Origin of the sequence: Mycobacterium sp. OAS707 (assembly GCF_014873705.1) — a bacterium.
GTDB lineage: Bacteria > Actinomycetota > Actinomycetes > Mycobacteriales > Mycobacteriaceae > Mycobacterium.
Genome location: NZ_JADBDS010000002.1, coordinates 353,166 through 376,423 on the forward strand (window position 1 = coordinate 353,166; position 23,258 = coordinate 376,423).

Consider the following 23,258-nt stretch of genomic DNA (forward strand, 5'->3'; position numbering starts at 1 on the left):
TCTCCAAACGCGTCACCGCACAGTATTGTTCTCGGGGATGCAGGGACCCACGCGCGCCGCACGCGCCGAGTTCGACGACCTGGCGAGTTCGCTGGGCTCGTTCGGCCGGATCGGATGCTTCGTCGTGCGGCGGCCGCTTGCCGTCATCGGATTGTGGCTCGCGCTGGCCGTCGCGTTGTTCATCCTGCTGCCGCCGCTGGCGAAGATCGCGGGGGAGAAGCAGCCCGAGTTCCTCCCATCCGACGCGCCTGTCCTTGTCGCCAACAACGCGATGATCAAAGCCTTCGACGAATCGGACTCGCAGAACAGCCTGTTGGTCGTGCTGAGCAACGACAACGGCCTGGGTCCTGAACAGGAGGCCGTCTACCGCAAGCTCGTCGACAACCTTCGCGCCGACCATCAGTCCGTTGTCATGTTGCAGGACTTCATCACCACCCCGGCATTGCGCGACGTGGTCACGAGCAAGGACAACAAAGCGTGGTATCTACCGGTCGGGCTCGCAGGAGAACTCGCCACTCCACCCGCGGCTGAGGCGTACAAGAAAGCCGTCGAAATCGTCAAAGCGTCGACGGCGGGCACCACCCTCACCGCCCACCTGACCGGGCCGGCGGCAACGGTCGGTGACATGACAGCCGTCGGCGAACGCGACGTCCACGTGATCGAGATCGCCACCGCGCTCATGGTTTTGACGATTTTGTTGCTGGTCTACCGAAACCCACTCACCATGGCGCTGCCGCTGGTGATGATCGGCATATCACTTGTCGTGGCGCAACAGGTCATCGCGTGGCTGCTGGAGTTGGGCTTGACCATTTCGCCGCAGGCGATGGTGCTGGTCAGCGGAATGATGCTGGGAGCCGGCACGGATTATGCGGTCTTCCTCATCTCGCGCTACCACGAATATCTGCGGATGGGCGAGGAGTCGGACGCCGCGCTGGTACTGGCGCTTGGCTCGGTCGGCAAGGTGATCGCGGCGTCCGCGGGGACGGTCGCGATCACGTTCATGGGCATGACGTTTGCGAAGCTGGGCGTGTTCTCGACCATCGGGCCCGCGTTGGCCGTCACCATCCTTGTCGGGTTTCTCGCTTCGATCACGCTGTTGCCCGCGATGCTTGCGCTCGCCGGACGACGCGGGCTGTGCAAGCCCAGACGCGAACTGACCAGCCGGCTTTGGCGGCGCTCGGGAATTCGGATCGTGAAACATCCGGTCGGCCATCTGGTGGCCAGCCTCATCGTGTTGGCCGTGCTGGCCGGGTGCGTCGGCGCGATCAAGTTCAACTACGACGACCGCAAGAATCTGCCTGCCGACGTCGACAGCAATGTCGGCTACGCAGTGATGGCGCAACACTTTCCGGTCAACTCGAGCATCCAGCAGTTCATTCTGGTGCAGTCGCCCCGCGATCTGCGCAGCCCGAAGGCGCTGGCCGACCTGGAGCAGATGGCCCGCCGCGTCAGCCAGGTGCCAGGGATCGCCGCCGTCCGCGGTATCACGCGGCCCACCGGAGACACCCTCGAACAGGCCAAGGCCACTTTTCAGGCGGGCGCCGTCGGCGACAAACTCAGCGAGGCATCGACCGAGATCTCCAGCCGCGATGCCGATCTCGATCGGCTCACCGGCGGTGCGCACCAACTCGCTGACGCGCTCGGCGACGTCCGCAACGGTGTGCTGGACGCGATGACGTCCGTCAGCGGATTGACGAATGCGTTGGTCGAAATGCAGGCCCGCTACGGTCCCAACACGACGATCGCTGACATTGACCAGTCCGCGAGACTGGTCAAGAGCATGCGCGCGATGGGTGATGCGTTGGGCGTCAACCTCACTCAAGTCGACGACGTGTATCGGTGGGCGGTGCCCATGATGGCTGCACTCAACTTCAACCCGGTTTGCTCGATCGATCCGGCCTGCCAGAACTCGCGGGCGATACTGCAGCGCCTCATCACCGCGCACGACGACGGCTCGCTTCAGTCGCTGTCCGATCTGGCGCATCAGTTGCAGTCCGCCGATGGCACTCAGCCGGTGAGCACCACCGTCGGCGAGCTCCAACAAAAGCTCGAGGCCGCCACCGAGGCCGCGCAGAAGTTGGGACTCGACAAGCCCGACGGCATCAAACGCAAACTGGCCGAACTGCAGAACGGCGCCAACACGCTCGCCGACGCGAGTCGGCAACTCGCCGACGGGGTGCAGTTGCTGGTCGACCAGGTCCGCCAGATGGGACCCGGTCTCGGTGATGCCTCGTCGTTCCTGATGGCCATGCGCAACAACGCCCGAGAACCGTCGATGGCCGGCTTCTACATTCCGCCCCAGATCCTGACCAACAGCGAGTTCAAGACCGCGGCAACCATGTTCGTCTCGGCAGACGGCCACGCGGTGCGCTATCTCGTGCAGACCGACCTCGACCCATTCGGGACACAGGCGATGGACCAGGTCGGGCAAATCATGGACGCAGCGCGCAGCGCGCAGCCCAACACGGAACTGGCCGACGCAAAGATTTCGATCGCGGGCTTGCCCGCCGTGAACGCGGATATCCGCAACTACTACAACCACGACATGCAGTTCATCCTCACGATGACGATCCTCGTCGTGCTGTTGATCCTGATCGTGCTGCTGCGGGCCGTGGTCGCACCGCTCTATCTCATTGCCTCGGTGGCCATCTCGTTCATGTCGGCGCTTGGCATCGGCGTGGTCGTCTTCCAGTTCATCCTCGGCCAACACATCGCATGGAACGTGCCGGGTACGGCGTTCATTGTGCTGGTGGCAGTGGGAGCGGACTACAACCTGCTGTTGATATCCCGCATCCGCGACGAGGCCTCCCGCGGCATGCGTACGGCCGTGATCAGGACTGTCGGCGCGACCGGCGGGGTGATCACGTCCGCGGGCATCATCTTCGCCGCAAGCATGTTCGGCCTGACGTTCGGCAGCATCATGGGAATGGTCCAGGTGGGCTTCATCATCGGTGTCGGCTTGCTACTGGACACCTTCCTGGTCCGTACTGTGACCGTGCCCGCATTGGCGGTTCTGGTCGGCAAGGCGAACTGGTGGCCGTCTAAGAACCTCACCCCCCTGCACGGGGAGCTAAATCATTCTCGGCCCGCCAAAGCCGGGAACAGTGCCGATCGGGACGAGCGCAAGGACGATGACAAGACAGATGAAATGCCGCAGCGCTTTTGGCGTCGGCGGATGCTCGATCTCTGGTCTGCGCGCCGCAAAAACCAAATAGACGATCGCAACGTCATAGGAGATGACGACCAGCCAACGGGTCCAGTCGAAGCCGGTCAGGAACACCGGGACGACCAACAGCAGACCTGCGACCACCCATGCGAGACGGCCACGGAACTCGTCAACGAAGGCGCGCACCGGAACTCCTGACAGCGTGCTGATCCCGTAGACGGTGGTGAGAAGCGCCACTGCGCCGAACACCAGGGACATCGCGAGACCGACGACACCGATGTGCGCGACGATGCGCATCGCATCCACGATCCCGTAGTCGTAGATGGGCATGATGTTGCGGCACACCCAGTCGTGGTAGTCGGTCTGGCTCGGCTGTCCACCCATCACGTACTGCGCTAGCGTCGGCAGCGACGTAACCGACGCCAGCGGGTTCGGCATCGGGTGATGCGGTACCGCCGAACATAATTGGGAGGCGACGTCGTGACGGCCGAACGCCGCCACCACCACCGCCGTGAAAACGCCGGGCATGACGGCCAGCAGCACACCTCCACGCCGTGCGGACCCCAACGCACCACCTAGGACGACGATCGCCAGCACCGCGCCAAGCGCGAACTGCAGTCCGATCGCCTCGTGCACCAGCGTCAGAACCGCAATGACGACGCCGTAGGCCACACACCACGCCACCGCAATCGCCCGTGAGCGCGCGACCGCCACTGCCACGGTGAACACCGCCAGCGCGGCCGCACCGAACAGGTCAGGCCGCGCCGAGTACGCTGCGAACGGAATTCCGAAGGGCAGCAACGGAATCAGCATCGCGACCATCAGCCTGCGCTCGGACCGTCGCCGCGCGAACAGCACGACGCCTGTCACCAATGCCAGGCCGGCCAGGTATACGGCAGTCGACAGCCAGCGCAGTCCGAGCGAAACCGTGAAGTAGTGTCCGGGCGCCAGGCTGACCAGTTCGCCTGCGAGGCCGCGACGGACGAAGCCGAATGTGTAGTCGACGGCGTAATACGACATCCAATACACGTCGAGCGGAACGATATTGATCGCGAAGCACAACACTGCCGCCGACCAGATCGCGATCGTGACCGCGATGCCGACATACAGCAACGGATGCGCGCGCTGATTGGATTTGACGCTCAGGTTCACCATCACATTGCCCTAGTAGACGGTAGTTGCGGACAGATTCAGGTCGGCCAATGCGCCCTGCGCGAGCTCATGCGTCGATGGGGATGTGTTCGCCATGCCGCTGCCGTAGGCCACGACGGTCAGAAACCGGTTGCCGTTGATTGTTCCTGTGCCGCAGAACAACTGGCCGTGACTCTGCTCGATACGACTGCCAGTGATGCCCTGCTCGGCCAATCGCATGGACACCTCGCAGGCATCCTGTCCGTCGACCCGCCCAATCAGTACGTCGAGGCTACCCAGGTTGGAGCAGCCCGCGGGAAGCTGCCCGGACGCCATGGCGATGCCTTCGGTCTTGCGGACCAGCCATCGTGGTGTGAACGGGATGAGCGGAAGCGCGGCGAGCATTTCATTGGGTTGCTCGGCCAGCGACCTCAGCCGGGTCTTCACCTCTGCACGCACGTTGGCCATGTCGGCGGCCACCGTATGGCAGTCGACGTCGAGCGTGATCGAGGTCAACGCATTCGCACGGTCATCGTCACCACCGCGCTCGCTGACCGGGAGTACCACCGTCACGGTGCTGCCATCTGGGTGCACCCTGCCGACCCGGTGGGCGAGCCGAGCGGCGAACGCGACGAAAAGCGTGTTGCTGCTTCCGTTCAGTTCACCCGCGCGGGCATCCCACAACGCCGCGTCGGTCTGCATCGTCACCGATGGCAGCTCGAAATCGTCTCCAGCGACTTCGCGCGGCCGCGCCGCGGTAGAAGGGCTCGCAGGGGGACTGAGCCTCAGCAGGATCAGAAGAGTCGCGAGCAGGGCGCGAAGCACGGCAGGCAACGCCCGTACGGCATCGGCCAGGTCGTCTGACACCGCACGCCAGCGATCGCGTGAATTCGGCTGGGAATACGCGAAATCGCGGCGCTCACCTTTGACGGCTTCGGCGATCGCGGTTGCCAGGCCGAGTCCGTCGGCGACACAGTGTGACGCCACCAACGTGACCGCGCAGCCACCGTCACCAAGCGGCAGCAGGCCCAGGTGGAATGTCGGCCCCCACTCGGGGTCGACCTGCACCCGCGCGCGCTGCTCGAGCCATGCGCCGATCTCGGCCCGCGGCCGCTGCGTTGTGAGGGCGATGTCAGGTGATCGATCGTCGAGCACCCATCGATGCCTGCCGAACGGCAGTGGTGAACGCTCGATCCGGCGGCCAAGCAGTCCGTGTCCGAGATTACGGTTGAAAGCGCGCAATTCGTCGATATCGACGTCACGGTCGTATATCCAGGTGCACTGAACCACGCTGCCCTGACCCGTGGCCCGCAATCGGAGGTACGCGGCCTGATCGAGCAGCGCGAGCCTGCTCACCGGCAGCCCGCTTCTGCGGCAGCCCGATAGCCGCGGACCGCCGTCGGGCCGAAGACCGCGAGGAGCACCCCGGCCCATACCGTCGCCTGCGACAGCGGCCACAGCACCGGCCCGCCCTCTGCGAGCCCGCGCATCGCCTCGATCGTCGGCGACATCGGCTGAAGCCGTACCGCCGGCTGCAGCCACGAGGGGAACACTTCTGCGGGGGCCACCCCGGTGTTGAAGAACAACAGCACCACGCAACCCGCACCGAGCCACGTCACCATGGCCCGGCCGTCCGCACGGACGGCGATCGCGATGACTGCGGTCGCGACACCGACCGAGATCAGCACCGGCACAAGGACAAAGGGCACGGTAGCCTGCCAGCCGCCCGCGAAACGCAGACCAAGCGCGACACCGAATGCGGTGAGCACGACGGCCGAAGCGATGGTGCGGGTGGCCTCGGCGAGGAGTCGACCGGTCAACGGGCTGGCCCGATGAATCGGCAACACCCACAACCTCGTCAGCAGACCCGACTCCCGTTCGGCAGGCAATGCCAGGCCCGCGCCTAGCGTGCCGAAGACCGCACCGACCACGGCACACATCGGCACCAGGCCGTAGAGGCTGTCGCTTCCCGTCACGGCGAGCACGGCCTTGCCGACGAGCAGCTTGTAGATCACCAGTAGAAAAGTCGGGAACAACAATGCCTGCACCGCGACGATGGGGTCGCGTCGCCAGCGCCGTAGCAGCCGTCCCGCCTCCAGCGCGCTCTGCCGAATCATCATGCGCGCCTTTGCATGCGCAGGGCCAGGCTGCCGAAAACCGCCAACAGGGTCACGCACCACGCCGATGTCACCGCCAAGCCGACGGCCGTGATATGCCCGGCCGCGAGCCCGCGCAGAGTCTCGGTGACCTGCGATACCGGCTGATAGCGGACGAACGGACCGAGCCAAGCCGGAAACGATTCGGCAGGTGCGATGCCGGTGGAAAGCAGCACCAACACCAACTGGGGCAGTAGCAGCACTTGGCTGGAGGACTCCACCGAACCGATCCGTGAGCCAAGCGCGTCGGCACCAAGGCAGACCGCCATCGCGAACGCCAACACGATGAGCACGAACAGCACGGCACAGCCAAGACCGCCGACCATCCGGAAGCCGAATATCGACGCGACGACCACGCCGGCGACCAACGCGATCACCGCGCGGATCAAGCAGTAGAGCATCCGCGCGGCCAGCGGAATCATCGCGGAGATTGGAAGGGTGCGAAGCCGAACCCCGAATCCCGACAACCGATCCCGGGCGGCGCGATCGGCGGTTGTCATCGCGCCGAACAACATGGCCTGCACCACGACGACCGGAAGCACGTACTGCGGGTATGTGATGCCGCCGGTGTCGATGAGGTTGCCCAACGCCAGGGTGAACCCGAGGAAGCAACCGACGGGGGCCAGCACCGCGAACAGCAGGTCGGCGTCGCGCATGGTGCCCGACATCGTGCGCAGTGTGAGTGCCGCCAGAGCACTCATACGGTGACCGCCGGCGACGTCAGATTGAGGAACGCCTCGTCCAGAGACGGTCTGCGCAGCGAGATGTCGACCAGTTCGATGCCCAACCCATCGAGGCGGCGGAACACCTCTCCGAAGGTCACCACACCGTCGGGCGCAGGCACGGATACCGCTGCCGCCTGCTGATCGATCAGGGCATCGCAATCGGAGCCCGCGAAGTCGGCCAATGCCATTGCAATAGCGGACAAATGGACCGGATCAGCTGGAGTGACCTGGCAATAGCTGACGCCGACGCGGCACTTCAGATCATCGGCGGTGCCGCTGGCCACGATGCGACCGGAGTCCAGCACGATGATCGAGTCACTCAGGACGTCGGCCTCCTCGAGGTACTGCGTGGTGAGCAGCACGGTGACGTCCTGGTGACGCAAGGCCGATACCAAGTCCCAGACATCGCGGCGACTGCGCGGATCCAGACCGGTGGTCGGTTCGTCGAGGAACAGCACCCTGGGCGGAACGACCAGCGCGACGGCGATGTCGATGCGTCTGCGCATTCCGCCGGAGTACGTGGACACCCGTCGGTCGGCCGCGTGACCCATGCCAAACCGCTCGATGAGCTCGTCGGCCCGACGTCTGGCATGCCGGTGCCGCAGCCCGCGCAGCTTGCCGAACAGGGTCAGATTCTCACGGCCGGTGAGCAATTCGTCAAGCGCAGCGTACTGGCCCGTAACCCCGATGCACGCGCGAACCTCGCTTGACTGGCGCACCACATCGAATCCCGCAACGGCCGCGGACCCGGCAGTCGGCCGCAACAGCGTGGACAGGATGTTGATCGTTGTCGTCTTGCCTGCGCCGTTGTGACCGAGCAGCGCACAGACCGAGGCCCGCGGAACCGTGAAACTCACACCTTGCAGCGCCGATGAAGTCTTGCCGAATGACTTTGCCAGCTCACGGCATTCGATCGCAGCGTCAGGCATGCGCGAGCTGCTCGACGCCATCGGCCACCCGGGTGAACTCGGTTCGCATCGCCTCGACATAGCGCAGGACCGATTCACGGGCGACGTCGGTGCCGGGGTAGGCGACCACCAACTGCGTCTTGTCGCGCATGCGGTTCACCCACATGCACACCGCCTCTGACAGGCGGTTGTCTCCCCAGATCCCTATCCGCAGTCCGTCCCAATAATCACTGAACGGCAGCTTGCGAATGTCGATGTAGGACAGCATGGGAACCGGACGATCCGGCACTGCAAGCGGACCCGATGACGACGACTCCGGCATCTCGAGCAGATGGTAGTAGGGCACGGCGCCGAGAGTCGTGTTCAAGTCGAACGACGACTGCGCGGAGTTGACCACCTCTTCGAAGGGCGCGCCTGCCGTCGGAATCGCCAACGGCACGAAGCTCGCCAACCAGCCGACGGTGGTCGCGAATGCGGGGTCTCGCCGGTTGTCGAACGGGGTGAGTCCGAAGTACGTGCCTGCTCCGGTCAGTCGGTGTTCGGTGAGGGCCGCGCAGGCGAAAACGCCTCCGCTGAAGCGTGCGCCCGCGGCGCGGCAGGCCGCTTCGAAACGCCGTCCCTGGTCCTCGTCGATCAGGTCGAAGACGTCGATGGCTCCCGGTGTATCGGGAGTCGCCTCGCCGAGTTCCAGTGGAAAGGCCGGTAGCGCACCGCCGTTCGCGGCGACGAAATCTCGCCACGACCGGATCTGAGGTGACTGCTCGTCCAGAGCCGCGGTGTAGGCGCGCTGGTTGGTGCAGTAGTCGCGGTGGCTCGCCGCGGGCGTCAGCACGGCAGGTGCGCTCTGCAGGCTGGTGAAGTACGCCGTCTGGATGTCGAGGAAGATCACCCCTGCCGACATGCCGTCGGCTCGCAGGTGGTCGATCGCAATGTAGACGGTGAACCGGTCCTCGCCCTGGATGATGCCGAACGTGAAGCAGTCCCACTGCAGGGGATCGGGGGTGTCGAGCAGGAGCTTGCGGATCTGCGGGGGAGTCATCATGCCGTGATCGGTCGGGGCCAAGGTGATGGACTCGGGATCGTCGATGACGTAACGGTGAATCTCGTCGTTCTCGTCGAATGCGAACCGATCGTGGTAGGTGTCGTGCCGTCGCACATGAGTGTTGACGGCCTCGGTCATCGCGTGGATGTCACAGGTACCCGCGATCTCCCAGACACCGATGCACAACCGCGGGATGTCACGGCCAAGGCTCGTCTGTCGCCGGTAGTAGTGAAGGTGTTGCGATTGCTGATAGCTCGCGGGGGCCGGATGGCGTGCCGCCTGGGCGGCGCTCGCATAGCTCGCCGCGGTGGGGTACCAGGACACGACGGTGCCCTCGGCGGTCCAGTCGTCAACCGTGCCCAAGAACATGCGTTTTCCTTTCGTGTTCGTCAGCTCGTGACGACACTCCCGATGGCGTCGGCGTCACCGCAGAGGGTCTGCTGAATATCGTTGAGCGCCAGGGACAGTCGTTGTCCGCAAGGCAATGTCTGCCAGACCGCGCGAGCGAAGCCCGCCCGGCGATGCCACGCGGTGACCGTCAACCGGGCGCAGCCCCGCAATTGGCATGCGCGAGAAAATAGCAGGAATCAATCGCAATTGTGCAACTAGACATTGCAGATTCAGAGATCAAACATTACCGGCTAATACAGTGCCGTTTGCTGGATTTACGCCATTGCAGAATGGCCGGTTCACGCCAATTCTTGACGCGCCCGGCACTGCGATAACACGCGGCCGTCTGGTACGCAACAGCTATGCAGGCGAGATGTCGGAGGCGGTCAAAACCTTGCTGTCCAAGCAGATTTCAGCGACTTCATCAAGCTAGCGAGGCTAAGTTGACGCGCGTCACTATTGCCAACGACCGCGGTCGGCACTCCGGCGACCATGACATGCCCGGTTGTCGAATTCGTCCGCGATTGTAAACAGCATTATTGACGGTCAGCACAATTTTTGGAATGTGACCGTTATTTGCCGAATTGCGAGGCGCCCACGCGCGTCTCACCACACCCGAAAGATGCCAGTTGGGCACTTCAGCAAACTTTAGGAGATTTGTCTCCGCGTGCGCGGATCCGGCGTTTCGCGCGTGTGCGCGGGAGCCGCTGCGCCACAGTCGGATACGCGGTAGGCGACAGCCGTCGCCGATTCCTGCCTAGTCGAGCCGGACGTATCTCTCGGCGAACCGTCGCAGGATCGTCGGCGGATGCTCGACGCTCCGGTCGAGTGCTGCCAGCTTGAGTGACTCAGCGGTCTCCGGTGCGAAGTAGCCGTAGTCCTTGTAGACGTCGATGCGCGTGCAGATCCCGTCGGCGTCGAGTTCGGGGTGAAACTGCGTCGCATAGACGTTGTCACCGACGCGGAATGCCTGGATCGGACAGTCGGCCGAGTATGCGAGGGACGCCATATCCGACGGCAGCGCACTGGCACCTTCCTTATGGCCGCCGTAGGCGTCGAAGACGTCGGGCAGATCCGCGAACAGCGGGTCGTCTCGCCCCTGCTCGGTGAGTGTCACGGTCATGGCCCCGACCGGCTCGGGGTAGCTGCGGTCGACGGTCGCTCCGATGATCGAGCCGAGCGTGCCGACGCCATAGCAGCATCCGAGAAACGGGAAGTCGTGGTCGACGATCCGCGCGATCAGGGGGAGAAGTTCCGATTCGACCCGCAGCTGCGTCTGCGATTTCAACTCCGGTGGGTCGCTGACGTTGTACGGTCCGCCGCCGAGGATGATGCCGGACCAGTCGGCGAGGTCGATCTCGCCAAGGGGTCGATGTGTCAGCCGGATGCGCTGCATCCCGTCGGTGTCCAGACCCGCGAAGCGCATCATCGCCGCGTACTCGTCGTCGGCCGCTGCATCTTCGGCGCGAATCGACAACAGCAAGAACGGGGCGTGTCCGGCGTCGATTGACATGGTTCGCTAAATCTAGCGGCAGAAGTATGGGTGTTCATCGTTCTGACGGCGGGTACACCCTCATGTCGCGCATGCGAGCGATCACCGCTGTGCCGGTGATCCGCTGAGGCTGCCTCGGGCCCGTTCGGGGTTTGCTGAAAATTCTTAGTTGATCAGCAATACCGCCTTGCGCAGTGCTGCGGGGTTCCAAATATCGAAGACCGGCCAGTTTCTGCCAGCAGTTCTACACATCAGTTAATTAGCAAGCCGTTCTAGCCGCCACTTCTTAGAATTTGGTGTGATTTTGCTCTCGATGGTGGGTACCTCCGTCTCACAGGTAAAGAAGGGCTGACTCGGCGCCACGAGCACCGGGATCTGACGCAAGACGGAGACAGAGAAATGAGTCACGAAGGACTGACCCCCGACGAACTCCAAGCCGAGATGGGCATCGCACTGCCGGCCAAGGAGGTCGTATCGATCATCGATGTCAACGCCGACATCAACGTCGGCATCGACGCCGCGTCACCGATCGACTTGTCCGCGGCCGCCAACCTGAACGTGGCGGCGCCGATCCAGGCTGCCGCCGGCGCCAACGTGCTGACGTACGGCTCCGATGCCGATTCCACCGCAACACATTCGACGGGCGGCGGCATCGTCATCACGCAGACCATGGGCGATGTAACCGCCGACGCAACCTCGGTCCAGGACAGCGGCATCGATCAGTCCGGCGACACCAGCGACTCCGGTACTGGCACGGATACGGGCACCGGCACCGGCACCGACACTGGTACCGGCACCGATACGGGCACCGACACCGGGACCACCGTCGATACCAGTACGGCAGGGTTGACCGAGGGCGCTCTGCTGAACGTCGATGTGAACGTCGACCTCAACGCCGATCTCGCCGCGCCTATCGCCGGCGCAGTGGCTGCCAACGCGAACGTGGCGGCACCGATCAACGCCGGCGTCGCCGCCAACATCGGCTCGATCGACTCGACCGCCAACGCCGTGACCATCCAGGACGCCACCATCACGCAGACGATGACCGACGTCCATGCCACGGCGGATTCCGATCAGACATCGAACATCGCACAAGGCTCGGATACGACGGGCGGCAGCACCGCTGGTACGTCGAGCGCTGGCACCAGTGGTGGCACCTCGAGCACCGGCACTTCCGGCAGCGGCACGTCAGCCGGCTGACGCTGACACGAACCGTCCATGCTGCCAAACAAGACTGGGAGCACGAGCGTGACTGCGACGACCGAGCATGCCGGGCCATCGGGGGCGGTGCTGCGCCATGCCGACGGTGTCGAGCTGATTGGGGAAATGGCGGGATCTGGTTACAAGGTTCCGCCTTCCCTGGTCCGCCGCGCCGACGGGCAGACCATCCAATTGACCCCGCTGCTGTACGCGACGTTGCGGGAAATCGACGGCGAGCGCACCGCGGCCGAGGTGGCCGATTCGGTTTCCGAGTCAACCGGCCGAACGGTGACCGAGGACAACGTTCGGCACCTCGTCGACAAGCAACTGCGGCCGCTTGGCCTCTTGGTGGCCGAAGACGGCAGCCAACCGAAGACGAAGGTGCGAAACCCGTTGCTGGGCCTACGGTTTCGGTATGCCGTCACCGAACCCGAGCGCACGCGCCGGCTCACCGACCCGTTTCGATTCCTGTTCCGGCCGTGGATGGTCGTGCCCGTCCTCGCCGCGTTCGTCGGGGTGTGCTGGTGGGTGTTCTTCCGGAAAGGGTTGGCGCACGCCGCTTATGACGCCTTTGAGCGCCCCGGCCTGCTGATCCTCGTCTTCGCGGTCACGATCCTTTCGGCGGGCTTCCACGAATTTGGGCACGCCGCCGCGGCGCGCTACGGCGGTGCGACACCGGGAGTCATGGGCTTCGGTGTCTACCTCGTCTGGCCGGCGTTCTACACCGACGTCACCGACACGTATCGACTGGGGCGCGGGGGACGGGTACGCACCGACCTCGGTGGGCTCTACTTCAACGCAATCGTCGCGGTCGGCATCACCGGCTTGTGGTGGTGGTTGCAGTACGACGCCCTGCTCTTGGTCGTGGCAACGCAGATCCTCCAGATGGTCCGTCAACTCGGTCCGATGGTGCGGTTCGACGGCTATCACGTGCTGGCGGATCTCACCGGCGTGCCGGATCTCTACTCACGGATCAAGCCGACGCTGCTGGGCCTCCTACCGTGGCGGTGGGGCGACCCGCATGCGCGGATGCTCAAGCCATGGGCCCGCATCTTGGTGACCGTGTGGGTGATGCTCGTCGTGCCACTGCTGCTGTGCACGCTCGCGGGCGCCGTTCTTGCACTGCCTCGACTGATCGGCAGCGCGTGGTCGGCACTTGGCAGGCAAGCAGATGTGTTGACCACGGCATGGGCGGACGGCGACATGATTCAGGCCACCGCACGGGTGTTGGCGATCGTCGCGATCCTGATCCCGGTCGCCGGCGTCATCTACATGATCGTCCGGACAGCGCGACGAAGCGCGCTGTCCGCCTGGCAGGGCACGGCCGGCAAGCCTGTGATGCGCACTCTGGCAATGCTTCTCGGCGCGGTGGTGGTGACTGGTATCGCGTATGCGTGGTGGCCGGGTGAGGGCAATTACCGGCCTATTCAGCCGTGGGAGCGCGGCACGGTCGGAGACATCGCGTACGCGTTGGGCGTTGAGCGGCTGGGCCACCGGCAGGCCACGGCCACCCCGAGCCCTGCCGCGGCTTCTCGGCAACTCGTCAAGGGGCAGCGCGGCGTCATCTCGTCTGTGTGGGACACCCGTACCCCGCCGCCGACATTCACCCAGCCACAGCTTGCCGTCATCCTGATCCCCAAGGCGGTGCCTGGCGCTCAGGTCGGCGGCGGTGGCGGCAGCGTCGCGACCCCGACTACGACGGCCGACCCCGGCTGGGTCTTCCCGGTCAGCAAGCCCTTGGCTCCCGGGCCAGGTGACACTCAGGCATTGGCGGTCAACACGACCGATAACACCGTCGATTATGAGGCCGCCTTCGCCATGGTCTGGGTCGACGACAACGCCGACGCGATGAACGTCAACGAAGCGCAGGCCTACGCATCATGTGACTCGTGCGCGGCGGTTGCCGTTGCCTACCAAGTGGTCTTCGTCATCGAAAGCGACGAAACGGACAACAACGTGGCGGCGCCGGAAAACCTCGCCGGTGCACTCAACTACAACTGCGTCAACTGTCTGACCTACGCGCTCGCCGAGCAGGTGTTCATCACGCTCGACCGGCCTCTGACAGACGAGGAGATGGCAAGACTCGACGAAGTCTGGGCGAAGATCGACGACCTGGAGGCGCGAATCAACAACGATCAGTTGACTCTGGACCAGATCGACACGATCGATGACGAACTCGCGTCGTACACGACGCAGATCAAAGAGATCGTCGCGCCTGCGATGGCGACGTCGACCGCCCCGTCGACCGCGGTTCAAACAGCTGCACAGACGGCGGTCCAGTCTGCTCCGAGCACGGCGTCGACGGTGTCTGGAACCACGACGCAGCCGTCGACCGCCGTCACCACTGCGGCGCCCAGTCCATCGCCGACCGTGTCATCGACCGCTACCTCGAGCCCGTCGCCGACCTCGTCGACAAGCGCGCCGACATCGAGCGCGGTCTCGTCAGCGCCATCGAGCACGAGCGGCCCGACGGCGTCGACGGATCCGACGTCTGGTGCAACCTCTGGCTCCACCACCAACGGCACGACATCTGGCGGGTCCACATCTGGTGGGTCGACTTCTGGTGGAACGGCTTCGTCGCCGTAGCGGCAGAACTAATATTTTCGTTTGTGACAACCTCGTCACAGCACCTTCTGACGCACGATCGGGCACTGACCCGCGGGCAGGCCCGACGCATGAGCCGGCGCTTCGGGGATGTCGGCGTCGTGATTCCAGCGACACGACTGCGGCAGATATCCGCGGGGGCGCGTGCGGGCGAGGCTGAACTCACCGACGTCAGCTTTGCGATCGCGGCTACAGAGATACAGCGCGAGGAGCGGCAGGCCAAGCTGAAGCGCAACCAACGGCGGTTCGTGCGGTGGCTCATCGTCGCGGGCTTGGTGCTGCTCCTGCTCAACGCGCTGCTGTGCATGGCCTACGTGTTCTTCAGCATGGCCCTGAACGCCTATCCGTACTAGGGCGTTGAGGATCCACCAAGGGTGTCAGCGAATTCTGTGTGAGACACAGCAGCAGAAACTCTCATACGCAAGGAATTTCGGATGCCGACCACGACACCGCCGCGCCGGGCCGGTGCGAACTATGTCCATCTACGCGGTAGGCCCCTGGCGGCCATCACCACAGCCAGTCACTCGAGGTCCTGGATCAGTCACACTGGCAAATGGCTACCGGCACGGCTTCTGTTCGTCCTGACATTGTCGGGGATGCCGATACTGGCGATCTCGGTAGACGTATTCGGCGTTGTGCCACAACGTATTTCGGCGGTTGTTATCGTGGCGATGCTGGCAGGCGTGTTCGCGATCATGGCGATCTGGCCGCACCGCACCGACGTGATCGTTGGCCGGGCGCTCGTCGCAGGCATGGTGGCGTGCGCGGTGTACGACGCATTCCGGCTCTTCGCGGTGCACATCCTCGGTTGGATGGGCGACTTCATTCCAGCGATGGGCTCCTGGATCACCGGCGACGGGGACACGGCGGGCAGCGCCATTTTGGGTTACGTATGGCGCTACCTCGGTGACGGCGGCGGACTCGGCGTTGCGTTCTACCTCGTTGCGCTCGCAATTGGCCTTGACCGCTACCGTGCGCGCACCATCGTGCTGGCGGCCGTGGGCTACGCCGTGTTCCCGGTATGGGCCGGGCTGATCGCGACCGTGGCGCTCGCACCGCGCGGCGAGGAGCTGATGTTTCAGCTGACGCCGACCACGCTCACCACCACGCTCATCGGACATCTGATCTTCGGCGTCGTCCTCGGGTTTGCCTTCGTTCGCACGCAGCGCGATCGGCAGGCGGTCGGTTGGCCGTGGCCGCCGCTGCGCGAGCTGCTGGGCCGCTATCGGGCACGCCGTCTGCCGGTAGCATCACGCGGCCGACGGGCGACAACGAATTGAGAGATACCGCGCAAATCCTGCTCGATGTCGATGAGTCCGGCGGCAGTGAAAAACGTTGGGACAGTGCTGCGGTCGAAAACGCGGACCCCGCAGATGGTAGCGCCGAGTTCGAGTCCCTTGCGCAGCAGGAAGGATTCGCGGCCATAGGTTGTCATGACCGCGATGCGACCACCGGGGGAGAGTACCCGAACCATTTCATGAAGCACGGCGAGCGGCTCGGGCATCAGGTGCAGAGCGGCAAAGCAGCTGACCGCGTCGAATGCGTGGTCGTTGAACGGGAGATCGAGCGCATCACCGCGCATGTAGACAGCGCGCGAGCAGGCGTTGTCCCGCGCCGCGCGTTCCATCATCGGCACCGAGTTATCCAGGCCGACGACGAACCCGTCCCCGGCAAGTTGTTTCGCAAAGAACCCGGTGAAGTTGCCGGGACCGCAGGCGACGTCGAGAACTCGCTGCTGGCCTTTCAGACACAATGCAGCAGAGGCCCTTTCGCGCTCTGCGTCGATGGAGATCCCGTGCAAACTCAACGCCGCGACCATGATCGGGCGCCAGAGGTGTTGATAGATCGCGGCCACCGCCGGGCTGTTCATTGCGCGTTGCGCGAGGCTGCGCCCGGCGGGGGCGCTGCGCCCCAGCAGGTCGGTATAGCCGTCGCAATATCGCATCGACCGCAGCGCATCGTGGCGGATCAGTCCGCGCGCGAGCGCCGGTACCCATACTGCATCGGCTTCGGTTTCCGCCCCCGACCGTTCAACGGTCATAGTTGTGTCACGCAGCAGGTCGCCGAAAAGTTCACCGCATCGCGTCGTCGACTTTCGCAGGCCACCAAATTCGCGGGCCTATCACCGTGAACAGCGCCGGGATCAACACCGTGCGCACGACGAAGGTGTCGAGGAGGATGCCAAGTCCGACAATGACTCCCAGTTGTGTGAGCACTATCAACGGCAGCACCCCCAGCACGCAGAACACCGCTGCCATCACGATGCCTGCGCTGGTGATCACCGGCCCCGTGGCAGACACTGCCCGGATGATCCCGTCACGAGTCCCGTACTTGGGAGTCTCTTCCCGCGCACGGGTGACGAGAAAGATCGTGTAGTCCACACCGAGTGCGACGAGGAACAGCGCCGCGAAGAGAGGAGTGGTGTAGTCCAGCGCAGGCATGCCGAGCAGGTGCACACACGTCCAACCGCCTACTCCGAGAGCCGAAAGCGCGCTGAGCGCCATCACCGCGACCAACACCAATGGCGCCAAAGCCGCACGCAGTAGCGCATACAGCACGATCAGCACGACGGCGAGGATGGCCGGGATCAGCACGCGACGGTCGCGCAGGGCGGCGTCCCTGGCGTCAAGCGCCTGGGCGTCGGAGCCGCCGACCAGCGCTGTCGGTTCCACCGTTCTGACCGACTCCCGCAGCGCGGCAATCGTTTTGAATGCATCTGGCGACGCAGGGGCGGCGGCGACGATCACGTCCCATTGCGTCAGCCCCGCAATCGACGCCCCCGCCTCACTGACTGAGACCACTCCCGGCGACGTCGCGATGGCATGCGCAATCGCCTCGGCGCGATTACTGGCGCCGATCACCCGGGTTGGGTCGGTCAGGCCGCTTGGGAAGTGCGCCGAAAGCACTTCGTAGCCGGTGACCGATTCGGCCCGGACCCGGAATTGCTCGATCTGCGACAGACCGATCGGCAGACCGACCACACCCACGCCCAGCAACACGAGCACCGCAGAGGTCACCACCGAGACGCGACCGGCGTGATCTGCAACCCAGGCCGCGGTGCGGTGCCAGACGCCGGTGGTGGCAGCAGAAGGGTCTCCGCCGCGCGGGATGAACGGCCAGAACAGCCGACGACCGAAGACCCGTAACAACGGCGGCAACACCAGCAGCACGAACAACACGGCGATCAGGAGTCCGCACGCGGCATGCACTCCGAGGCTGCGTGTCGCCGGGGCGACACCGAAGACCAGAACGAGCAGAGCCAAGACGACCGTGGCGTTGCTGGCGACGATCGCGGGCCCGGCGCGGCTGACCGCGGCGCGCAGCGCATCGGCGTGATCATCGGTCTGCCTGAGTTCCTCGCGATAGCGCGAGATCAGCAGCAACGCGTAATTCGTGCCCGCGCCGAAGACCAGCACGCTGGTGATGCCGGACGTGGCTCCGTCGAACGGCAATTCGGTGAGGCGTGACACGACGGTGCCGACCGATGTCGACAATCCGTCGGCAAAACCTATGACGGCCAACGGAACAAGCCACAGAACCGGCGAGCGATAGGTGACGATCAGCAGCACCGCAACCACCGTCGCCGTGACAGCGAGCAGAGTGATGTTGGCATTGCTCATCGCGTTGGTGATGTCGGCGATGAACGCCGGGCCGCCGGTCAGGTGGACGGCGAGATCCCCCGGAGTGCCGGCCGCCGCGGCAGTACGAAGCGCGGTGATCATGTCGCGCAGCGCGAATCCGGAAAGCCCTGCAGCAAGGGGGACGGGCGTGACCGCGGCACTGCCGTCCTGCGACGTGGCCAGGGGCGGACCGACGGGGACCCCGGCACGCAACAGCACCCGCTGTCGGGCAGCTGCTGCGGCCGCCATGTCCGAAGCACTCAGTCGTGCACCATCGTGGCGAGATATCACCAGAATCGCCGGCTGTTGGTCTTGGCCGGGAAAGGCCGCCAACAATGCTGCCGCCCTGGCTGATTCGGCAGACGGCGGGAGTTGCAGCGGCGGCTTGTCGGCACCGGCGTTGGCCCCCGCGAGTGCGATGAAAACCCCGCCGCCGACCGCGATCAGCAGCGCGATCATCCAAGAGCGTCGGTGTGTGACGACTGCGGCCACGCGATCCCACCCGGCCATAAATGAACGGTAATGGACCGAGCTGCTCGCATCGGTGAACCTCGCGCCGGCGCCTGCCGTATCAGAGGTATGGACGCTTGCGACGCGACCGGCGCTGACGGACGCGCCAGCGTAACCGTCGACCGCAAAGGCATCATCCGGAAGTGGGGCGAGGCGGTCACCGATGTCGTCGGCTACTCAGCCGACGACGCGCTCGGCCAAAGCCTGGATGTCGTGATCCCACCGGCTCTTCGGCCCATGCACTGGTGGGGTTTCGACCAGGCCATGAAGTCAGGCCGGCTGAACAAGGAACTGTTCAAGGTCCCTGCCGTGTGCAAGGACGGACGCATCATCGTTGCGCACGCAACCATCGACTTGATCGCCGGCAAGGCCGGCACCGACGGCGCTGTGGTGACCTTCGTCGGCGTCGGGTCTCCCTGGCAGGGCAGGGCATGGCAAGCCGCCCTTGCGCCCGTCGATGCCGCACGCCGCCTCTGGCGCCGGGTGCGGCCCAGCCGCTAGTCCTCCTTGCGGATCAACCGGCCCAGCGCTTGGCGATCGGGCGCGAGCAGCTCGTCGATCCGTGGTTGGTTCACGTCGGCGACGATGATCTCGCCGACCTCCTGGTACACATCGCTGAAGATGCCGTGCGACTTCATCTTCTCGGTTTGGTAGATGTTGTCCTCGGTCGGCGTGACGTAGTAAACGATTTCCGGCTTGAAGCGGTGGATCAGCCACAGATGGATGACGTCCATCAGGCGCTTCTTGCGCAGCTTCTCGGCGAACGTGTTCTGGTCGCGCACAGTCAGAATGCTGCGACCGTGCCGGTCCTTGATGGGGTCGACGATCACGTTCGCGAGCTTCTCGTCCTCGCCGCCTTCGCGTTCTCCGAAGATGCCGAGTTCGAGGACGTCGGAACCGGGACGCGTCGGCCGCAACTGCACACGTAGCTTCTCGCCGATCTGGTTGTGCTCGCCCCACATCGCCAGCCACTCCTCGAGCAGCTTTTTGGGCACCTCGGTTTGCACCAGATGCTGATGCTGGGTTGAGCCCTTGCCCATCGCCTTGGTGGTCGCGGTGCGGCCGGACGACGCCGCCAGCGCGGCATCGCTGCGCGGCCCACCGACCAGGGTTTGCGGTGTCCGATAAGGCGATTCGACCAACCGCATCTTGCGCTGCAGACGCGCCAGCGCGAGCATGCCGTCCTGCCGCAGCGCGGTGGCGAACTCCTCGGAGGCGACACCGTCGACCTGGTGGCCGCCGTAGGTGATGAAGTTGAAGACGAAGCCCATCTTGCCGAGTTCCTCTGGGAACGCCCGCATTTCGTCGTCGGTCATACCGGTGGTGTCCCAGTTGAACGACGGGGATAGGTTGTACGCCAGCATCTGGTCGGGATACACGGCGTGGATCGCGTCGGCGAACTCGCGGGCATCCGCGAGATCGGCGGTCTTGGTCTCCATCCAGAGGATGTCGGCGAACGGCGCGGCCGCCAGCGATTTGGCGATGGCGTACGGGATGCCGCCGCGCACCTGGTAATAGCCCTCGGGCGTCTTGGCGAGCTCACAGTCCCAGCCCACCGCGGCGCCGAGTTCCCTCGCCTTTTCGCGGGCGGTGTACATCGGCGCCCGCTGTGCGAATTCTCGCCATTCGGCGACGCTCATCGCGGGCGGCTCGCCTTCACTCTCGCGGAACTCGAGCAGCTCGGCGACGGCCTCGCCGTAGGTCATCAGCCCGGCATCCACCTGCCAGGCGTCGACGAACTCCGACTCGACCTTGTCGAAGAGCGCATCGATCGAATTGTCGGCGCGGTCCTGGTAGGCCGAGGCGGCCTCGCTGACCGCGGCCGCGATGCCGTGGCGTTCCAGCCACGCGTCGGCGGCCGCGTATTCACCTTCGGGCAGCGCGTAGAGCAGGTGACCGTTGATCTCGCTGACACCCTGGTCGTAGAACCGCCGCACCATCGCCAGGAAGCAGGCCTTGTACGACGGAATCTTCAAGTTGGTGACACCCAGCAGGAAGGGCTGGTCGCGTTCATCGGCACGGCTGTCGGTGAGGTTGGCCGCCTCGGCGTCGGTGCGCGCAACGATGATGCCGGGCACCCTCATCACATCGAGCTGGAACCGAGCGGTGTTGAGCCGCTTGATCTGTTCGTCCGACGGAACCAGCACCTTGCCGCCCTGATGTCCGCACTTCTTGGTTCCTGGCCGCTGATCCTCGATGTGGTAACCGGGCACGCCCGCTTCTACGAAGCGACGAATCAGGTTGCGCACGTGAGGATCTCCGCCGTGGCCGGTGTCGGCATCGGCGATGATGAAGGGTCGGAAGTCGGTCGCGGGCGTGTTGGCACGCTGCTCGTCGGTCATCTGCAGGCGCAGGTACTGCTGATTGCGATCGGCGGTCAGAAGTGCGCGCACCAAGCCGGCTGCTTCCTCCGGTACCTGGCTCAACGGATAGCTGGCCAGATCGGGGCCCGGATCCTCGGTCGTCGACCCCTTTGCGGAGGTGGCCCAGCCGCCGAGGTAGATGCCCTCGATACCCATTCGCTTCATCGCCACTGCCTGGCCCGGCGAGTACGGGCCGAAGGTGGTGATGCTCTTCTTCTGGGCGAACAGTTCACGCAAGCGGGGATAGAAGGCTTCCGCGGCCTCCCGCGCCACCGTGTAGTCGGTGGGAATGGTGCCGCGTTGCTCGACTACCTGGCGTGCCGAATAGAGGCGAATGATCCCCTCGAACCGCGGGCTGTCGAAGTAGCGCTGCGTCTCGGCGACGGCGCGCTCGTAGGGTGTCTGCGGTGCTGCGTCCGCTTCGATGATGGCCATGGGTAAATGCTCCTCTTTGAGCCAATTCGCATCGCCGGCCCCCCGGTGGGCCGCTACAAGACCTGACGATACGGTGCGGCTTTCACCGGCGATGCGGTAATCAGCAAGCGCTGACTTCCGGCAAGATGGCAGACATGTACGGTCCGGCGCGGCGAGCGTCCTAGTGCAACGCGGCCAACTGCAGAATCTGCTGCTGACGCGCGTGCTCTCGCTGCGCATCATCGTCATCGTCGCGGCGCTGTCCGTCGTCGCCCTGGTCATCACGCTTGGCGCGTGGGTCTGGATCGGGGTGACCAACGACCAGTACAGCCAACTGGACCGGCGGCTCGACTCGGTGAGCAGTCTCGGCGACATCAGCAGCCTGCTGCGTAGCGCCCAGAACCAGACGCCCGACCAACTCACCCCGAACGGGGCTCTGGTGCGGACCGCACGCGTCGGGCGCGCCACGGTGTCGGTCCCGAGCGACATCGTGTTACCGCAGTTCGACAACGGCTACGCCAATACCACGATCAACGGCGTCGAGTACCGCGTCCGAACCTTCAACGCGGGGGTCGCCTCGATCGCCGTCGGTGCGCCGCTGGCCGAGACGCAGCACCGCATCGACGATCTTCACCGACGAGTCTTGTTGATCTGCAGCAGCGTGATCGTGGGCACCATCCTGGTTGGCTGGGTGATGTGGCTGATCATGATCAATCCGTTCCGGCTGCTGGCGCAGCAGGCGCGCGCCATCAACGCCCAGTCCAAACCCGACGAGGTGCAGGTGCGCGGCGTGCAGGAAGCAGTCGAGATCGCCGAGGCCGTCGAGGGAATGCTCGCCCGCATCGGTGACGAACAACAGCGCACCAGGGCTGCCCTTGAATCCGCCAGGGACTTCGCCGCGGTCGCCTCGCACGAGCTGCGCACGCCGCTGACGGCGATGCGCACGAACCTCGAGGTGTTGTCGACGCTTGACCTCAGCGATGAGCAACGCAAAGAGGTGGTTGGCGACATCATCCGGACGCAGAGCCGCATCGAAGCGACGCTCACGGCGCTCGAACGGCTGGCGCAAGGCGAGTTGACCACGGTTGACGACTTCGTCCCTGTCGACATCACCGAACTGCTCGATCGTGCCGCGCACGACGCGATGCGCAACTACCCGAATCTGCATGTGTCACTGGCCAGTTCCACCACGGTTCTCATGGTGGGGCTGCCCGCGGGCCTGCGGTTGGTGATCGACAACGCGATCACCAACGCCATCAAACACGGCGGGGCCACTGAAATCCGGCTGAGCGCTGAGAGTTCCAGCGACGGCGTCGAGATCGCCGTCGACGACAACGGCGACGGGGTGCCCGAAGATGAGCGAGCCGCGGTGTTCGAGCGGTTCTCGCGAGGGTCGACGGCGGCACGCTCGGGCTCCGGCCTCGGGCTCGCACTGGTGGCCCAGCAGGCCGAATTACACGGCGGCACTGCGGCATTGGAAGCCAGCGCGTTGGGCGGGGCGCGTCTCGTGCTGAGGTTGCCGGGTCCCAAGTAGCGA

At 64.8% G+C, this 23,258-nt stretch carries 16 protein-coding genes and 1 pseudogene; 7 read left to right on the top strand and 10 right to left on the bottom strand.

All coding sequences use genetic code 11. The features are described 5' to 3' along the window. Positions 1-37 precede the first annotated feature (37 nt). Positions 38-3,031: pseudogene (locus GGC64_RS12500) on the top strand (RND family transporter); the annotation flags it as partial. 39 nt (positions 3,032-3,070) lie between these two features. Here the strand turns inward: GGC64_RS12500 and GGC64_RS34670 are convergent. From GGC64_RS34670 to GGC64_RS12530, 7 genes are all read right to left on the bottom strand, one after another. Then, positions 3,071-4,321 carry a hypothetical protein gene (locus GGC64_RS34670; protein WP_225951714.1) on the bottom strand — a complete coding sequence of 417 codons (1,251 nt, stop codon included), beginning with the start codon at positions 4,319-4,321 and terminating at the stop codon, positions 3,071-3,073. A gap of 9 nt (positions 4,322-4,330) precedes the next feature. Then, entirely contained in the window at positions 4,331-5,653 is a 1,323-nt protein-coding gene (locus tag GGC64_RS12505; RefSeq protein WP_192722837.1) for a hypothetical protein, read from the bottom strand. Then, positions 5,650-6,414, bottom strand: a complete 765-nt coding sequence (locus GGC64_RS12510) for an ABC transporter permease (protein WP_225951715.1) — start codon at positions 6,412-6,414, stop codon at positions 5,650-5,652. Before GGC64_RS12510 ends, GGC64_RS12505 begins: the two co-directional genes overlap by 4 nt. Next, a complete protein-coding gene (locus GGC64_RS12515) occupies positions 6,414-7,154 on the bottom strand; it encodes an ABC transporter permease (RefSeq protein ID WP_192722839.1) in 741 nt (246 codons plus the stop codon). Before GGC64_RS12515 ends, GGC64_RS12510 begins: the two co-directional genes overlap by 1 nt. Beyond that, positions 7,151-8,107, bottom strand: coding sequence for an ATP-binding cassette domain-containing protein (locus GGC64_RS12520; protein WP_225951716.1), 957 nt, complete (start codon positions 8,105-8,107; stop codon positions 7,151-7,153). Before GGC64_RS12520 ends, GGC64_RS12515 begins: the two co-directional genes overlap by 4 nt. After that, a complete protein-coding gene (locus GGC64_RS12525) occupies positions 8,100-9,497 on the bottom strand; it encodes a condensation domain-containing protein (protein WP_192722840.1) in 1,398 nt (465 codons plus the stop codon). The genes GGC64_RS12520 and GGC64_RS12525 overlap by 8 nt, the downstream gene beginning before the upstream one ends. Before the next feature lie 778 nt (positions 9,498-10,275). Further along, positions 10,276-11,031, bottom strand: coding sequence for a glutamine amidotransferase (locus GGC64_RS12530; protein ID WP_192722841.1), 756 nt, complete (start codon positions 11,029-11,031; stop codon positions 10,276-10,278). Positions 11,032-11,409: 378 nt separating this feature from the next. Between GGC64_RS12530 and GGC64_RS35150 the strand changes: the two genes are divergently transcribed. The 4 genes from GGC64_RS35150 to GGC64_RS12550 all read left to right on the top strand — a co-directional run bounded on the left by GGC64_RS35150 (position 11,410) and on the right by GGC64_RS12550 (position 16,094). Beyond that, positions 11,410-12,210 (top strand): peptidoglycan-binding protein, encoded by an 801-nt coding sequence (locus GGC64_RS35150; RefSeq protein WP_192722842.1) that lies wholly within the window; start codon positions 11,410-11,412, stop codon positions 12,208-12,210. A gap of 48 nt (positions 12,211-12,258) precedes the next feature. Then, positions 12,259-14,796: a hypothetical protein gene (locus GGC64_RS12540; protein WP_192722843.1), complete on the top strand. Its 2,538-nt coding sequence runs from the start codon at positions 12,259-12,261 to the stop codon at positions 14,794-14,796. Positions 14,797-14,819: 23 nt separating this feature from the next. After that, positions 14,820-15,167 (top strand): hypothetical protein, encoded by a 348-nt coding sequence (locus tag GGC64_RS12545; protein ID WP_192722844.1) that lies wholly within the window; start codon positions 14,820-14,822, stop codon positions 15,165-15,167. 81 nt (positions 15,168-15,248) lie between these two features. After that, positions 15,249-16,094, top strand: coding sequence for a hypothetical protein (locus tag GGC64_RS12550; RefSeq protein ID WP_192722845.1), 846 nt, complete (start codon positions 15,249-15,251; stop codon positions 16,092-16,094). Here the strand turns inward: GGC64_RS12550 and GGC64_RS12555 are convergent. After that, positions 16,037-16,855, bottom strand: coding sequence for a class I SAM-dependent methyltransferase (locus tag GGC64_RS12555; RefSeq protein WP_192722846.1), 819 nt, complete (start codon positions 16,853-16,855; stop codon positions 16,037-16,039). The genes GGC64_RS12550 and GGC64_RS12555 overlap by 58 nt on opposite strands. 31 nt (positions 16,856-16,886) lie before the next feature. After that, a complete protein-coding gene (locus tag GGC64_RS12560; RefSeq protein WP_225951718.1) occupies positions 16,887-18,944 on the bottom strand; it encodes an MMPL family transporter in 2,058 nt (685 codons plus the stop codon). A gap of 69 nt (positions 18,945-19,013) precedes the next feature. Between GGC64_RS12560 and GGC64_RS12565 the strand changes: the two genes are divergently transcribed. Beyond that, entirely contained in the window at positions 19,014-19,445 is a 432-nt protein-coding gene (locus GGC64_RS12565) for a PAS domain S-box protein (RefSeq protein ID WP_192722847.1), read from the top strand. On the opposite strand, the gene aceA is transcribed toward GGC64_RS12565, so the two are convergent. Continuing rightward, positions 19,442-21,742 (bottom strand): isocitrate lyase ICL2, encoded by a 2,301-nt coding sequence (gene aceA, locus GGC64_RS12570; protein WP_192722848.1) that lies wholly within the window; start codon positions 21,740-21,742, stop codon positions 19,442-19,444. The genes GGC64_RS12565 and aceA overlap by 4 nt on opposite strands. Before the next feature lie 163 nt (positions 21,743-21,905). On the opposite strand from aceA, the gene GGC64_RS12575 reads away from it, so the two are divergent. Continuing rightward, the gene (locus GGC64_RS12575; protein ID WP_192722849.1) at positions 21,906-23,255 is read left to right on the top strand and encodes a HAMP domain-containing sensor histidine kinase; all 1,350 of its coding nucleotides are present in this window, start codon (positions 21,906-21,908) and stop codon (positions 23,253-23,255) included. Positions 23,256-23,258 lie beyond the last annotated feature (3 nt).

Excerpts from the sequence above, each read along its gene's own strand:
- GGC64_RS12525 (WP_192722840.1), bottom strand. The coding sequence starts at position 9,497 with ATGTTCTTGGGCACGGTTGACGACTGGACCGCCGAGGGCACCGTCGTG.
- GGC64_RS12530 (WP_192722841.1), bottom strand. The coding sequence starts at position 11,031 with ATGTCAATCGACGCCGGACACGCCCCGTTCTTGCTGTTGTCGATTCGC.
- GGC64_RS12565 (WP_192722847.1), top strand. The coding sequence starts at position 19,014 with ATGGACGCTTGCGACGCGACCGGCGCTGACGGACGCGCCAGCGTAACC.
- aceA (WP_192722848.1), bottom strand. The coding sequence starts at position 21,742 with ATGGCCATCATCGAAGCGGACGCAGCACCGCAGACACCCTACGAGCGC.
- GGC64_RS35150 (WP_192722842.1), top strand. The coding sequence starts at position 11,410 with ATGAGTCACGAAGGACTGACCCCCGACGAACTCCAAGCCGAGATGGGC.
- GGC64_RS12550 (WP_192722845.1), top strand. The coding sequence starts at position 15,249 with ATGCCGACCACGACACCGCCGCGCCGGGCCGGTGCGAACTATGTCCAT.
- GGC64_RS12510 (WP_225951715.1), bottom strand. The coding sequence starts at position 6,414 with ATGATTCGGCAGAGCGCGCTGGAGGCGGGACGGCTGCTACGGCGCTGG.
- GGC64_RS12515 (WP_192722839.1), bottom strand. The coding sequence starts at position 7,154 with ATGAGTGCTCTGGCGGCACTCACACTGCGCACGATGTCGGGCACCATG.
- GGC64_RS12555 (WP_192722846.1), bottom strand. The coding sequence starts at position 16,855 with ATGACCGTTGAACGGTCGGGGGCGGAAACCGAAGCCGATGCAGTATGG.
- GGC64_RS34670 (WP_225951714.1), bottom strand. The coding sequence starts at position 4,321 with ATGGTGAACCTGAGCGTCAAATCCAATCAGCGCGCGCATCCGTTGCTG.
- GGC64_RS12520 (WP_225951716.1), bottom strand. The coding sequence starts at position 8,107 with ATGCCTGACGCTGCGATCGAATGCCGTGAGCTGGCAAAGTCATTCGGC.
- GGC64_RS12560 (WP_225951718.1), bottom strand. The coding sequence starts at position 18,944 with ATGGCCGGGTGGGATCGCGTGGCCGCAGTCGTCACACACCGACGCTCT.